This window comes from Centipeda artemidis DSM 19719 (genome assembly GCF_000426665.1).
Taxonomy (GTDB): Bacteria; Bacillota; Negativicutes; order Selenomonadales; family Selenomonadaceae; genus Centipeda; species Centipeda artemidis.
Window position 1 is genome coordinate 567995 of the sequence record NZ_AUFU01000001.1, and the last position, 16662, is coordinate 584656.

At 55.2% G+C, this 16662-nt stretch carries 3 protein-coding genes and 2 riboswitches; all 3 genes read right to left on the reverse strand.

Annotated features, from left to right (window positions below):
• Positions 1-102: 102 nt before the first annotated feature.
• The 3 genes from K341_RS12895 to K341_RS0102665 all read right to left on the reverse strand — a co-directional run bounded on the left by K341_RS12895 (position 103) and on the right by K341_RS0102665 (position 16662).
• A complete protein-coding gene (locus tag K341_RS12895) occupies positions 103-11868 on the reverse strand; it encodes an autotransporter domain-containing protein (RefSeq protein ID WP_026761751.1) in 11766 nt (3921 codons plus the stop codon).
• Between the two features lie 12 nt (positions 11869-11880).
• On the reverse strand, positions 11881-14340 hold the full coding sequence (locus tag K341_RS0102660; protein ID WP_026761752.1) for a TonB-dependent receptor plug domain-containing protein: 2460 nt from the start codon (positions 14338-14340) through the stop codon (positions 11881-11883).
• Positions 14341-14598: 258 nt separating this feature from the next.
• Positions 14599-14770: riboswitch (cobalamin riboswitch) on the reverse strand.
• A gap of 268 nt (positions 14771-15038) precedes the next feature.
• Positions 15039-15218: riboswitch (cobalamin riboswitch) on the reverse strand.
• Between the two features lie 124 nt (positions 15219-15342).
• The gene (locus K341_RS0102665) at positions 15343-16662 is read right to left on the reverse strand and encodes a purple acid phosphatase family protein (protein WP_026761753.1); all 1320 of its coding nucleotides are present in this window, start codon (positions 16660-16662) and stop codon (positions 15343-15345) included.

The following is a 16662-nucleotide window of genomic DNA, read 5'->3' on the forward strand; positions in this document are numbered from 1 at the left end:
CTTGCCAAGCCGTTTCATACAGACAAAACGGGACTGCCGCACGCTCTGTGCGGCAGTCCCGTCTCTTTTATACGGCATGTTCCATGCCGCTGCAGTATTCGGTTAGAAGCTCCAACGGACGCCGGCGTCCATGCGCCAGTCGGTTTTGACGTCACCGCCGAAGGTTTTCTCGAAGTTGCCGTAAAGATTCGTCTTGTCACTGAGCTTGAGCGTTCCGCCGAGCTGAACGCCGACCCACGTATCCTTGCCGCGCTGCATGGTGCTCTTCGGCGTGAAGCCGTCGGAGTAATCCGTGTGCATATCGCCTGCAAACTCATGATAGAGCGATGCCCTCGCATAGTATGTGCTGCGCTCCGTCTCCTTGCCGAATCCGAAGCCGATGCGTCCGATGAAGCTGTCGAACGGCTTCTGGTGCACATACATGCTCATGCCACTATAGTCTGTGCTGCCGACGTAGTTCGTACCCTGCATGTGGCTGTAGATGAGCTCAATTTGCGGCTCAACGAAGCTGCCGTCCTTCATGGAAATGCGCTTGCCGTACTCTGCCGAGAGGGAGCCGCCCCACATGCTGTAGTCGCCCTTGACATAGTGTCCAAAGTCATTGTAGACGGTGTACTCGTTCTGGAGTCTGCCGATCTTCGCAATGAGATCGACGTATTGTCCCGATTTGCCCGTCCACGTGCCGTAAACACCGAGGTTGCCCTCTTTGTTCTTGCCGTTGCCTGCAGCATAGGCCGATGAGCCGCTCATGTAGCTGCCTGCAACGCCGACGCGCCAATCCCTGCCTACCTTCTTGTCGCAGCCGACCTGAATGGTGGAGTAGTTCATACGGAAATCGGTATTGTCCTTGTTGCTCGTCGATTTGCCGCGATAGACACGCGCCCAGATCCCGGTATCGTTGGGCGATAGACGCAGGTCGCCCATACGCTTCATGAGGTCGTTCGCCTCGGCGCGCCATGCCATCGTGGAGGCGGTCATCGCCGACTTGACACCTTTCATGAGCTTCGTCTCGTAGTCGCCGTACTCGATGTTCGACACAAAAGGCTTTACATCGCCAGATGTTCCGTCCGCCTCCATGAGGATATTATATCTCTTTGAGGAGGAAACAAGGCCATCTGCAATGAGCGCACTCAGAGAAAGCCCCCGGATCCTTTGATTCTGAATGTTGCTGCTGCTGCTGACATATTCAAACTGCCTTGCCAGCGTCTTTGCAACTCGCTCATCTGCCGTATCGCTGCCGCCGTGTGCATCCGTCGCGATCGTGAGTGCATTGCCGGTACCGTCAACATTCCGAATGCGGAACTTGCCGGTATTGGCGAGGGTCAGCGTTCCGTCGGACGTTGCCGTGCCATTGTAATGAACCGTCGCCGAGCCCTTGAAATTTTCGACATTGACACCCTCATTATGGCTGAAGAGGTAGTTGATGACACTGCCCTGCTTTGCGTTCAGCCGGGTAAGGTTGGACGGTGACGTAACATTCCAGACCGTGCGGTTCTCAAGCGTCAGTCTGCGGTCACCTGTGCCCGCTTCCCGTGCACTTCCCGCACCGCGGATACTGCCCGTAAAGGTCGCGCCCGCACCTTCCATGGAGAGATCCAGAACTCCGCCGCTCGCGATGATATTTCCTTTGAGATTCGAGTCCACACCCTGCATTCTGAGGTTAAAGCTGCCTGCTGTCTGTGTGATATCACCGACCAACGAGCTCTTTCGTCCCATATCTTTGAGAGAGATGCGCCCGCCGTTATTCTCGATTGCCCCTTTGAGGTCAAACCCTGCGGCAACGGAAACATCAGAACCTGCTGCTGCGCGAATGCTGCGGCTGCCCGCATCAATCGTGAGCTGCTTTCCTGTAATCGCAACCTTGCTGTTTGCGCCGGCATCCACACCATAATCCGCTGCCTGAATCTTGAGTTCCGCACCTGCGGCCTGCACCTTGATTGGCTTGTTCTGTACCGCCTGAATGCCCGTGGCCGCCGTAATTTTCGAGTTCTTGGTGAATGTGTACGTATCATTCTTGAGCACATGACCCGCAACATAGTCCGCATCGGAAGCTGCGTCACCGGTGATGGGGGTTGTGAACTCCGTCGTCGTCTGCTCATCCTGTCCCGGCTGCGGCGGCTTCGGCGGATCAACGGCGGGCGTATAGGCATAGCCGCCCTGTCCGGTCGATTCGTTGAATGTGATATTCTCAACGCGCTTGCTTGCAGACGATGTCGTCAGCCCCTCGGCGATCTCCGCCTTGCCCGTGAGATTCCGCTCTCCCGTCGTATAGGCGGTGTACCAGAGCTTGTTTGCAAGGGCGTTGAGCGTCGCACTGACAAGGTTTTTGTCTGCTGCTTTCGTCGACTCCGTATTGAGCCCTGCATTATCCGTTGCCAGCGTAATGTTGCTGCCTGCCGCCGCGTTCTTGATGCGCAGGTCGCCGCCGATTATCGTTGTCGGTGTTCCGGCATCATGCTTGTAGAATACACGCGCATAGCCGCTGTAGTTGTCGATTGAGATGTCATTGTTGTTCTTCTGGAAGATCACGCCTGCACGGGAAGCGTCGCTGCCGCCCGTGAAGTTCGACAGACGGCTGCTAAATCCTGTCGGCTGCGTCGTGTACTCCTCATTATGCCAAACAGCACCATTCTGAAGCCAGAGATTGAGCGTCCCAACACCGGAGACAAGCCCTTTGAGGTATGACGTTCCGGTTGTAAGCGCTGCATCCACACGGCTGCCGGACTCCCTGGCGGTAATATTGCCGTCGAGCATGACTTCGCTGCTGCCAACCGTGCCATCCTTGACATTGACGTTGATGCGTCCCGTGCCCTGTACATCAAGCGTCACCGCATCCTTGGAAGCAGCATTCGCCTTGGCACGGAGGCCTTCCAGTGTCACCGTGCCGTCATAAGCCTGCACCGCCTTGCTGCGCTCCGTGCCGGCGACATCGATTTCCGTCATACCGGAGATATTCGTCGTACCGCCCGTAGACAAAATGCCCCAGGCGGTCTGCAGCGGAGCGGCTGAGGTCGTGCCGTTCACGAGGAGCTTCAGCGTCTTTGCCTTGATATCAAGCCCCTTTCCATAATTGGCGATGGCAGCACCTTGTGTGACGCTCGCGATCCCGCTTCCGCTCTTGATCGTCAGGACGCGATCTGCGGCATTGATGTGGACATCCGCACTCGGCATGATTGCCCCACGAGCCCCACTCACGTTATTTTGATATGTGATGGTCGAGTCCTTCGTGAAACGATACGTGCCATCTGCCTGACGAACATGTGCGTCAATATACTCCTGATCCGAATCCGTACCGATGAGCGGTTTCGTGAACTCCGTTGTCGTCTGCTCATCCTGTCCCGGCTGCGGCGGTTTCGGCGGATCAACCGCAGGCGTATAGGCATAGCCGCCCTGTCCGGTCGATTCGTTGAACGTGATATTCTCAACGCGCTTGCTTGCAGACGATGTCGTCAGACCCTCGGCGATCTCCGCCTTGCCCGTGAGATTCCGCTCTCCCGTCGTATAGGCGGTGTACCAGAGCTTGTTTGCAAGGGCGTTGAGCGTCGCACTGACAAGGTTCTTGTCCGCTGACTTTGCCGACTCTGTATTGAGTCCCGTGTTGTCTGTTAGCATCCTGACGAGACTTCCCGCCGCTGCTTTGCCGATTGTCAACTTACCGCCGTAGATCGTTGTCGGTGTTGTCACGTCATGGCGGTAGAGCATCGTCGTCGAACCGCTGAACTCATCAATCGTGAGATCGCCCGTTTCACCAAGCCCCTTTTCCTCAATGGAGGAAGAACCTGTCTGTACGGGAGCGCCGCTGAGGCTGTTGCTCGACGCGAGGAAGCGGTTCGTTCCCGTCATGTCGATAAAGCCGCCCTCGCCCGTGAAATACTTGACTTTGCTGATTGCGGCTTTGCCGTCCTGATTCTTCTGCTCCTGTGTGATGGCATTGTGCCAGATCGCGCCGTCGGAAAGCTTGAGTTGCATATTGTCGCCAAGATTGAAGCCCGTCCAGCTCGTGTCCGCACCGCTCATCTCCACCTTCATCGTGCCGTTGGAGAAGCCCTTCCAGTAGGAGCCGTTCTTCATAAAGAGGTTGACTGCACCGAGTGCCCCTGGCGTCACGCCGTAGCCGCGCGTATCGGCATAGTTGCCGATCCAGTGTGAGTTTGCTGTGGAGAGACCGACGGAGACGCGCCCTTTCGTGCCCATGCCGCCGTTTGTGACGATATCGCCCTCGATGACAGCGCGATTTGTATCGGCACCGTTGGCAAGACCGTCCGCCCCCTTCGTGACGTTAAAGTTGACCGTGCCATAGTTGTCCGAGACAAATTCGCCGTAGGCGCGGATCGCCGCCCATGCACCATTGATTGCACGGATCGTGCCGCCGCCAATATCAATCGTCGAGGCGACCGCACTGACACCCTCGTTTGCCCCCTTGCCGTTTGCCGCATCATTTCCGTCTGCCAACACATCGACAAGCCCGTCGATCGTGATGTTTGACTCGACCCCCGTCACCCCGTTCATCGACTTGATCACGGCGACGTTCGTCTTATGGTTTCCGTTTGCGCGTACCTTCAGCACCTTGTCCTCAAGATTGCCGCCGCCGTTCTGGATGTGGATCGCGCCGCCGCCGTTCACGAAGAGCGTTGCCGTCTGCCCGCCGCCTGTGCTCTCCGCATCGATGGAGATGGCACCGGCATTCTTGATGTTGACTTTGGAATCCTTGCCGATTGCCGTGATTCCCGTCGTGCTGACATCCGTCACAGTCTTGATCGCGAGGTTTTTGCCATTTAGATTGATGTCGAGGGTTTTTCCTGTACTGGCGTTCGATACAGCTGCACTGATATTGCTCATCCACGCGCCCGCCGCAATCAAATCCTTGCCGGTGGTAATGGTGGAATCCTTCGTGAAAATGTACTGCCCGTCCGGCTTGCGGACACCGGCATTCGTGTACGGAGTATCATGCACCTCATCGCCCGTGATGGCGGTCGTGAAGTCGCTCTGCGTCTGTGATGCCGGCGGATTAATCAGCGGCGTATACACATAGCTGCCCTGTCCCGTCGCCGTATCGAACGTGATATTCTCAAGCCGCTTGCTTGCGGACGAGGCAGTCAGACCCTCGGCAATCTGCACTTTTCCCAGGAGATTGCGCTCGTTTGTTGCATAGCCTGTGTACCAGAGCTTGTTGGCAAGCGCGTTGAGCGTCGCGCTGACGAGATTTTTCTCTGTGATCCCCGCCGTCGTGCTCGTATTGAGACCGCTCTGATCCGTGACCAGCGTGATACTGCTGCCGCCGACGGCACTCTTGATGTCGATGTCGCCGCCCTTGATGTTTGTCGGTGTCGCGGCATCATGGGCAAAGAACACCTTCGTATGACCCAAATATTTGTCGATGGTGATCTTTCTCTCATCCCGCTGGAAGATCAACCCTGCCCTCGACGCATTGCCGCCGCCGGTCAGCTGGCTGACATGACTGCCGGTAAACCCGGTCGGTACATTCGCCCCACGTTTTTCATTCTCCCAAACGCCGCCGTTCTGCAGCCACAGATTGGTCTTGCCTTCGCCATAGACGAAGCCCTTCAGATGGGACGACGTTCCATAGATTGCCGCATCCACGCGGCTTGCCGCATCTTTTGCCACGATATGACCGTCGAGCGTTACCGTACCCGTGCCGCCGTTGTTGTGATTCATGTTGACATTGATGCGGCCGTTGTTCTGTGCATACAGCGCCGCCGCTTCCTCTGCGGCAGCATTCGTCGTCGCATGGAGGCTGCCCAGTGTCACCGTGCCGCCGGATGCGTGTACCGCCTTGCTCTCCTTTGTGCCGGCGACATCAATCTCCGTCGTGCCGGTCACCTCGGTCGTACCGCCCGTTGTACGGATGCCCCAAGCGGATTGCAGCGGTGCCGCCGAGGTCGTGTCGTTCACCAGCAGTTTCAGCGTTTTGGCCGCGATGTCAAGATCCTTCCCATCGTTTGAGATGGCGGCGGATTCCTTGACACTCGCGGATTTGCCGCCGCTCTTGACCGTCAGCACGCGATCTGCAGCATCAATCTGCACATCTGCGTTCGGCTTGATCGCGCCGCGATTCATATTCGATCCGTTTTGATATGTGATGGTCGAATCTTTCGTGAAGCGGTATGTGCCGTCTGCCTGACGGACATGGGCGTCAATATATTCCTGATCCGAAGTCGTGCCAAAGAGCCGCTTGGTGAACTCCGTCTTCGTCTGTCCTTCCGCCTGCGGCGTATAGACATAGCTGCCCTGCCCCGTCGACTCGTTGAACGTGATATTCTCAACGCGCTTGCTCGCGGACGAGGTCGTCAGACCCTCGGCGATCTCCGCCTTGCCCGTGAGATTCCGCTCGTTCGTTGTATATGCCGTGTACCAGAGCTTATTCGCAAGAGCGTTGAGCGTTGCACTGACAAGGTTCTTGTCCGCCGCCTCTGTCGACTCCGTATTGAGTCCCGTGCTGTCCGTCGTCAGCGTGATGGCACTGCCCGCCGCTGCATTCTTGATGCGGAAGTCGCCGCCCTTGATCGTCGTTGGCGTTGCGGCATCATGCTCGTAGAATACATGTGTATGGCCGCTGTAATTATCAATCGTGATGTCCTTGTTGTTTTTCTGGAAGATCACGCCCGCATTGTTGGCATCGTTGCCGCCCCGTAAAGAGGAAAGTCGGCTGCCCAGCCATTTGTCCGTAACACCGGATCTCTGTTCATTTGTCCAGTGTGCGCCATTCTGCAGAGTCAAGTTGAACTGCCCCACATCGTGCGCTGTGAAGCCGCCCGTCCCGAAGTCTGCCCGATTGACATCATACGTCGCCGCACCCGTCCATGAGGAATCTGCCGTCGTCAACGAGACGTTCAGCACGCCCTTCCTGTCAAAATCCACAAGCTGACCGCCGCTGTATTCGGCGACCTTCTTTCCGTACTCACGCGTGATATACATATCGCCCGTGATGTTCGTCTTTCTGCTCCCGCTGACACCTTCGGGCGTGTTGATATTGACCGTGCCCTTTTCGGCACGGACGGCACGGTACTGCTTCGTGTGATCGGCATCCTCGGCAGCCGAAATCGTACCGCCGCCAACATCTATCACGCTGTCCGCACCAATCGTCTGGAGTACGCTTCCCTTGATATTCTGAATATCGACATTGCCCTTGACCGTGATCTTGGACTCATCCGCTGTCGTTTTGAGCGCAGCCAGATTGCGCCCATCGTCTGCGCCCTTGTTTTTCGTATCCACACGATCGGCCCGCACGGACTGCACGGTGAGATCGCCGTCGATCGTGACATCACTCGGGGAGCCGATGGTTCCATTCGTCTGGATCGCCGCCGCATTGTATCCTTTGGTATGAACGTCCTCAATGACGACAGGCCCCTGGATATGGATATGGCCATTCGCCTCCGTCTGGATGCCGTTCGCTGCACGTGTATCCGTATTCGATGCCTTGATGGTCAGTGACTTCTTCTCACCGCTGTTCACAATTCGAATGTACTTGTTGTTGCCGCCGTGAATCGCACTGGCAATTTGGTTCTTACTGTTTGCCTCAATGTGCAGACTATGCCCGTTCATATCGACGACCATCGGGTGCTGCTTATCGTACGCCGTGTTATCCGTATAGAGGCCGGAGACAATACGACCGCCCTTGGTATTTGGCGCTGTCGCAAGTGCCTGACGATCATAGGACAGAGTCTCCGATTCCTTAATCGGGTCGGTCGTCGCCTCCGACTGCGGCGTATAGACATAGCGGCCTTGCCCGCTCGCCGCATCAAATGTGATGTTTTCGAGCCGCTTACTCGCAGACGAAGAGGTCAGACCTTCCGCGATCTCAACCTTTCCTGTGAGGTTGCGCTCATTCGTTGTGTATGCTGTGTACCAGAGTTTGTTTGCAAGGGCATTGAGCGTTGCGCTCACGAGATTCTTGTCTGTGGCTTTCGTTGACTCCGTATTGAGACCGCTGCTGTCTGTCGTCAGTGTAATGCCACTGCCCACTGCTGCGTTCTTGATACGGAAGTCGCCGCCCTTGATTGTCGTTGGCGTTGCGGAATCATGCTCATAGAATACACGTGTATGGCCACTGTAATTATCGATCGTGATATCCTTGTTGTTTTTCTGGAAGATCACGCCCGCATTGTTGGCATCGTTGCCGCCCCGTAAAGAGGAAAGTCGGCTGCCGGCGAAGGTATAATCATAATCGTACCCAAGCTGGTTATCCTCTTTGTCAGGCACTGTCCCGCCATATTGCTCATTGTTCCAAACAGCACCGTTTTGCAGCCAGAAGTTAATCTTCCCCTTACCAAAGGCAAGACCATTCACTCCAGAATCTTTGTTTACCATAGCGACATCAATGCGGCTCGCTTCACCCATAGCACCCACGTTGCCGTCAATCTTCACCGTCTTGTTGCCTGCGCTGCCATCTTTTGCGTTGACATGGATCTGTCCCGTTGAGCCGGTGAAAAGTGCCGCCGCATCATCGTAGGCTGCCACCTTTGCTTTCAGACCCTCGAGTGTTACCGTTCCTTCAGTTGCTTCCACAGCACGGCTCGAATTATATCCGGTTGTGTCTATTTCTGTCAGCCCTGAAATATTGGTTGTTCCGCTCTCATTCAGAATACCCCAAGAAAATATAGCATCACTCACTTCATGTTTGTTCGTGAACAATCGAAGCGCATCTGCTGTAATATTGAGTTTTTTTCCTGTATTCTTGATGGCTGCCGATTTTTGTGCTCCTTGCACCTTTGTTTCAACAGTAAGAGTATGACCCGATGCATCAATCTTCACATCTTCCGTGGGACTGATGACGCCAGCATCCTCGTCGTCCGTATTGGCATAGCTGATGTTTGAATCCTTCGAGAATCGATATGTTCCATCTGGCTGACGAACATTCGCATCAACGTATTCCTGATCCGAAGCCGTACCGAAGAGTCGTTTTGTAAACTCCGTCTTCGTCTGCTCCGTGCTCGGCGGTTTCGGCGGTGTAGTGCCGCCCGCATAGCTTCCCGTCTCGTTGCCAAAGGTGATTTCCCCGTTGATGGTGGAGGTCGTCAGGCTCTCGCCGATCGAGAGTTTTCCCAAAAGTTTGTTCTCGGCAAAACTCTGATAGGACAGTTTGTTCGCAAGCGCGTTGAGCACGGCACTCTGGTTTCCTGTCGTTACGCCGGCGCCATCGGTAAAGAGCGTAAAGACATTCTTCGTATCCGCATTCGCCTTTTTGATGATGATTTCACCGCCCTTGAAGAGCGTTGGCGTTTCTATGTCATGTGAATAGACTGCTGCTGTATGTCCGCTGTACTTGTCGATCGTCAGCGGATTGGCATTCTTCTGGTAGATGATGCCGCGCTGCGCTTCCGTCGCACCGCCAACAAAGTTCGTGACGTGACTCTGTGCATTGTAGACCTTCCCGACCGTTCCGCCGGCTCTGGTTCTTACCGCAGCCATCGTGCCTGCGCCCATATCCTCATTGTCCTGGTAGTAGCGCTCGTTTCGGGCTTCGTTGAGCCATTTTGCACCGTTCTGCAAGTAGAGATTCGCCGTGCCGCCGTTATCGACGAGACCGTGCAGATAGGACTTGTCCGTCATAAGGGCAACGTCGAGTCTGCCCGTGGGCAGTGCAAATAGGTCGCCGTCGAGCTTTACGTCAGCGAGCGCTTTTCCTTCTTTGAGGTTGCCGGGTTTCGTCCCGTCGTCGCCCATATTCATGGAGATTGCGCCCTGATAGGCAGCAAGTGCATAGTAGCTGTACCGCATACCGGCGGGCACCTGGATCGATCCGCCGCCTGCAATGTGTACGCTGCTGTCCTTGGCATTCGTCGTCACGCCGTTGCCATAGACGGTCATATCCACATCACCGTCTACGGTCACATCGCTCTTTTCGACCTGCGTGAGGATGCCAGCGTTGTTAAAGCGGGAGAATACATTTTCACGGTTGAGCGGGATGCCCCACTTGTCAGTCTCTGTGCCTGCAATCTTCAGATTGCCGTTGATGCGAATCGCCGAGGCAAGGCGCGCCTCATAGGACTTCTCACCGAAGCGGTCACTCTTTTGGATTGCGACACCGTTGCCGCCAAGTCCGCCCGTCATGGAGATATTCAGCGGCCCATTGATGGTGAGCTTTGCCGCCTTATTCTTCAGTGCATCGAGCTGAACAGCATTCGTCAGGGAATTTCCGCCCTCACTTCCCCGTGTGAGGATGTTGATGCCCTTCTTCGCACTTACCGTGAGATCTGCTCCTCTGGCGTAGATCCCCGTCGGATTCCCCACGGTGTTTTCTACCTGCAGCTGCAGAATATTTTCCCCTGCATTGATATTGAGAGGCCTGCTGTCCGTTGCAGAAATCGCCGCCAGCACATTCGTCGACTTGTCGCCGAGCTTGTCCTTGCCGATGCTGACAACGGTATCGATGTTCCAGCTCTGCTGCGTCGTGATTGTATCACTGAATGCAGCACTGTTCTTCCAAACAGCATTTTCATTCACCATTGCTGCCGTCGTGTCGCCGCCCAACTCTGCCGGCAGTGTCATGACGACGGATGCAGTATTCCCGTAGACCCGGTCCGGCTCGATCATTGTGATCTTGTTGAAGCGGTTGAATGCCTTATTGTCGGAGAAATCCTTCGCCTGCCATATGTGTTTTGCCGTATCATCGCCGTCTGTATAGGCCTGCAGGGTATCACCAAGCTCCAGCCAGAGACGCTTCGTATAGTATTCGGCGTTCAGCTTGCCGAACCAGCCTTCCTGTTGGCTTGCAACCGCGACTTCCTGCCAATCGTCTGGGTGTTCCGACATCAGATTGGACATGGTCGTCTTGTAGACATGCGCATTGATCTGACTGCCGGACGGGCTGAGATTGTACGTCATGACATAGGCGGTGCCATCCGGGAGAAGCTTCAGATCACGCATATCCTCGCCGGTGCCCTTGACGTGATTCGGAATCGAGGCGCGGCGCTGCTCCGTGCCCAGGATGCGCCCCGTATTCTGATCGATCTTGGCGATATTGAGCGCGGTATAGTGCGTATTGCCTGTCCCGTTGTAGTGCTGATACCCGCCGATGCAGGAGACGAGGATGTGATCGTTGAACTTATTGAGACGTCCCTGATCGATGTTGCGGCTGATGCGTGTATAGCTGCCGAACTTCAGGGTACCATCGTCCTGGATGTCGTACTGCATCAAGAAGCCGTCGTCGTAGGGATCGTAGCCCGCGAGCGGGTTGACGGATGCCGCTACGTAGAGTCTGCGCCCATCAACGAGAAGTGCCTCACCGTGCACCTGTGCTTTTGCAGGGTCACCCGTGTAGGTTTTGCCTTTCTCGCCCTTTGAATCTTCGTCGAGGTTTTTGAACGTCTCGGTGAAGTTGTAGCCACAGTACTGCTTGATGTCATTCTTGAGGTTGACAACAGCTCTTTTGTTTTCCATCAATCGCTTGCCGTTTTGGCGCACGACACCGATCTGACCGAGATCATAGCCGGTCATGTAGATATACTCGTCGCTTGCCGCAGCCGCATGCATATTCGGTACTGCCGTCGTCTTTCCGGTTGCCGCACTCGCTGCTGCACCAGCAGAGTTCGGGTCGATCAGAGAGGTGTTCTCCAGCTCTGTCGTGCTGTAGGTATACTGGCGCAGCAGGATCATGCTCTTGCCCTTCTGATGGAATCCAAAGGACGCAGGATCGCGGTTGAGGTTCTTCAGCACCCCAGCCTGAGGCGTTGCGTCAATGTTCGTCGTCACACGTGAACCGGTGACTGTCCCCATCTCGCTGTTGCCGTAGTCCGATGGAATGGTCGAGACGAGGTTCGCCGCGTTCGCCGTCGTACTGCAGAGCAGTCCGCCCACAACGAGAGCGGCGAGACGCAGGCGTTGTCGTTTTCCAAGATACGTCTTCATAGCTTCTCCTCCTTAGAATTCATAGCGGAAACTAATATAATAGCTGCGTCCCTGCAGCGGATATTCGATGTTTACCCAGCTCGGTTCGCTCAAGTAGCGCTGCACGCTGTGCACCTTCAGCTTGGATGCCGCGTCGAAGACATCATTGCATCCGAGGGTCAGCGTCATATCCTTTTTCGGCGACCACTTGAGCCCCAGGTTGATCGTCTTCAACGCCGCTCTTGGTCTGCCGGCAAGTTCCTTTTCTACAGGATCTCTGACCTGTGGGATGGCATAGTGCGTGTAGTACTGCGAGACATAGTGCGCCTCGCCGAAGAAGAGCCATTTCTCCGTCGGGCGATAGGTCAGACGGATATTGCCCTCCCATCTTGGCTGGTAGGTCGGACGCACTTCGAACCAGTCGTAATGGACCCCCGGAGAGGAATCCCTGCGCTGCGCCGCTATGTTGAGATGCGTGCCTTCGATATCGAGATCAAACTTCTTCCAGTGGAAATTCGTCTGCAGCTCAATGCCGTGTGCCTTACCGCGCATGTCGTTGAAGTAGGAGCTGTAGTTGAGCCCCGCGCGGTAGAGGTAGAGCATCCGCTGCGTGTCGCGCCAGAAATAGGTGAGCGTTGTTCGATTGTCCGAGCCAAGGAACTTGCCGTCCCATATGACACTGAGATCGAACTGCTTGCCGTATTCTGGCTGCGGAAATTTGGCGCCGCTCCCCTTATAGTCCATCGGTGCCGGCATGATGCCCGCGCCGTCGCCCGCGATCTCATACATGTTGAGCAGGCGGAAGTAGGTGCCGCCCGTCATGCGCATCGTAAAGTGGTCGTTGAACTCCTTCTTGAGTGCGAGCTGCCACGTCACCTTGGAATCGACCTGACTGTCCTTCGGATGAACCCAACGGTACGTTTTGAGAGGGTTAAAGCGTCCAAACTGACTGTAGCCAATGATCTGCGAGCGGTTGTAGCGGACGGCGGGCGTCAGCTGCCACGTCTTCTTTTTATCGAGCGTGATCGTATCCTGCAGCTGCACATTGAAGATGTTCTGATCGAACTGGTTGCGCATCTGCGCCCAGAGATTCCCAATGCCCGCCTGCACATCGTCGATGACCTCATCAAGTCCGTCGCCGTCGATATTCATGCGCTCATGCGAGTAGTTCATCTGGAAGTCGAGCATGTTGTTTTTGCTGAGCTCGTAGGTGCCGTCTATCTGCACATTGTATTTCTTCGAACGATAGCGGCTCCACTCCCTCATGGGAATCTTAATCATATAGCGCAGACCGTCGTGAATATTCTCGGCACGGTAATCCTTGCTCTGGCTTAGATAGTCAATCATCCAACCCCATTCATAGCGTTTCCCTATATAGCGTCGCTGTACGAGCAGCTCCGCTGCACTGATTTTTTGATGCCGCTTGTCGTATTTATAGAGATCGTATTTATCCACGAGAAGCCCCGGCTGAATCATATCGAAATAGCTTCGATAATCAACCCAGAGGCTGTCCGGCAGATGTCGATCGACAGTCTTGTATGTTCCCTTGATCATCCAGTCATCATTCTGCCATTTGACGAGAAGATCCGAATTGCTGTAGTCGTTGTATTTACGGCGGCGCTCGGGATCGTCGGCGGCTGTCACCAAGCGACCGCCGTTGTCTTCGAGCCACTGGATACAGTCATCTACATTCTGCTGCCATGCACCGGCACCATGCAAAGCATCATATGCCGCCCTTTCTGCCGGTGTCATAGCGAGGTAGCCTTGCAGCTCGGCTCGTGTCTCCATAATCAGCCGTCCATCTCCGGTATTCGTATAGAACTGATCCGCCGCATAGCTGTGATAGGGGAAGTCGCCGTCACGCGACTCATGGTTGAATCCGAAGAGCAGACTGCCGTCACCGACAGGGGCGGTGACCTCGACGGAGGCTTTTTTGCCGCCGAACGAGCTCGGCCCGATCTCCGCCGAGCCATGTGCACCCGTCGGCTTCTTCGTCACGACGTTGATCACACCGCCGATAAAGGTGCCCGCAAAGCGTGCAGGGATATAGCCGCGGTAGACCTCGATGCGTTCGACGTTGCTGACGGGGATCGTCGAGATGTCGACCGCCGCATCGCCGCCGAGGTTCGTCAGCACGCCGTCGACAAATACGCCGACCTGGGCCGCTGTCGAGCCGCGCACGGTCACGGTCGTATACTGTCCTTTACCTTGAACCTCACGCACATGCACACCGGGAACCATCTTGAGGAAGTCGGGCAGGGACTTCTGCTCGCCCTTGAACTCCTCAGGGCGGATGACGGTCACAGTGCCGGGGGAGAGAGTCTCCTCCCATACGGGGCGTTTTGCCTGAACCGTAACATCCTGCGTTGTATATACGCCCTGTGCATCCGACGTCTGTCCCGACTCTGCTGCGAATGCGGGCTGTCCTGTCACAGCGGCGAGCAGCGTCAACAGCACAGACGAAACAAGCCTTTTCCTTGCTTTCTTTGACATAAAAGAGCCTCCGTTCTCCTTTGCCGATCGTATACCGGCGTATCTTCAAAAAATGTGGACAATCCTCTGCGTCATGTTTCCCTTCACTCCATGAAAAATCCGCCTGTACCAACGAGCGCAGTCAGGCGGATGAACATCTATAGAAATCAGAAATCCGGCAGAATATATTACTGCCGGAGGTACGTCTGTATTTCATCTTGGACGTAATCCCCTCCCCATCGCTCGCAGGTACTGATTCTTGAAACAATTCAAAAATCAACGGTGATGTTGAAACAGGCAAGTCTCCTGGCTTAGATTCATCGCCGCGTCAAACCTTCCCGGATCTCTCCAGTGGCATATTTTGACGGGCTCCTCTTACAGTGGCGGGACCGCTCCGGCTTTGACCGGATTCCTTTTGAAGTCTTGCGACACCTATTCCCTATCATATGTAATTTTTATGTTTATATTAGCATTATTGTTTTTTTTTTGTCAATAAGAGTTTTCAGGTTGCATTCATATTTAACGATAATAAAATACTTTATAATAAATAAGCAGGAAATCCGGCTGCGCAACAGCTAAATTTCCTGCTTCATTTCATGTACTGTAAGCTGCGCTGCAAACCCTAACACCCGAGATCGTCCGCCCCATTTTTGGCAATAAAATACCGGCGGAAAGCTGAACCTCTCCTAAATGCTGAAGTACGTAAAGCGCATACTTTACATAAATAACAGACCTCAGTCGGTACCCCGGCTTAGGATCGTCGCCCATTCATCCCTTTGTAAGAGGACTACGATGAATAAACTCCCCTTCACGGCTGCGCTACAGCGTTGAAATCACATCAAACTTCCCCGTAAAGCTTTGCAGCAAGTCACAAAACACCTGATGTCCTTATTCAATTTTTACGATAAATAATATTCGGTAAATTCCTCCCGTTATATATAAATCTATCTTATTCTACCATAACGGTAAAGTAATTTCAATCCAATTATAAATTTTTACATACAATTCGTCAAGCCATATACTTCATTTCTCCACGCGCACACGATCCATCTCCGTACCGTCAGGCAGGAAGCACGCGATCTCAATGCCGGTCGCGCCGACCTCCATCGTGAGGTAGTTGTCGGTCTCGGGCTGCGGGAGCGTCACATCGTCCATCGCGTGATCCACCCACAGATTCGGATAGCGGACGTTGCCCGCGACACCCGTGAGGATGTAGAGCGGTCCCCTTTTGTCTGGCTGCTTTGCGAATCCGTAGATATGCCCGCGATTGCGATAGGTGTGCAAGTGCGCCGTATATACGATGTCTATGCCCAGTTCATCAAACAGCGGCATCCATAGGTTCCCGTCCTCGCTGAATCCCTCCGTGCGCTCGGGGCGCCCGTTGATGCGGTATTGCAGGACATCTTTGTGCATCATGACGATATTCCACTTTTTCCGGTGTGCCGCCATGTCGCGGCGAATCCATGCCTGCTGCTCCTCCACGAGCCCGGGTATAAATTCGTCAAGCTCCTGCTGCATTGTATTGAGGACGATGTAATGGACGCTGCCGAAATCAAATGAGTAGTAGTACCGCTCAAACTGCGCGCTGCCGTTTGCGGGCACGTCGAAATAGTGCAGATACGCCTCCGGCAGACGTACCTTCCAATCACGGTTATACGTTTCATGATTGCCCATCACGGGGACGAAGGGCAGCGCGTGCAGCATGTCGGCGTCAAATCCCTCGAACCACGCCGCCCACTGCGAACGATCCTCGCCATTGTCCACAAGGTCACCCATGTTGCAGTAGACGGCCGCATCACGGTTGCGCTCCCACGCGCCGCGCGCCACATTCTGCCAGTCCGTATAGTCGCTCGACTGTGAATCCGGGAAGATGATCATTTTATACGGTGCGTCCTCGGCAGGTGCCGCGAGCGGCATCCACGCCGTCGCAGCATCACCGGCGCGCACGCGGTATTCGTACGACGTGCCGGGCGTCAGCTCGTCAATCGCCGCTGCGTATTGATAGACGGTCACGCCGTCGTCTGTAAAGCCCGCATCGCGCACATCAAAAGAACGCGTCTCCGTCTGCCCCGCCGTGCGCAGCTCGACGACCTGATCCGCCGCAGGCGTGGGCATCTCCCACATGAGGACGCGCGCACGCCCCGTATCCTGCGTGACGATCTGCCGCAGATAATTTACGCGCAGCTCGGCAAAGAATTTGCGCTCCGCGGTCTCGACCACCGTGCGCCCGCAGCCCGTCCCCAAAAAGAGCGCGCCGCCCGCAGCGAGGACGCCCGCGGCGGCAGCGCCCTTAATAAAGGAACGCCGCGTCAAACGGTGCTCTGTCTCGTTATGTTCTCCCAT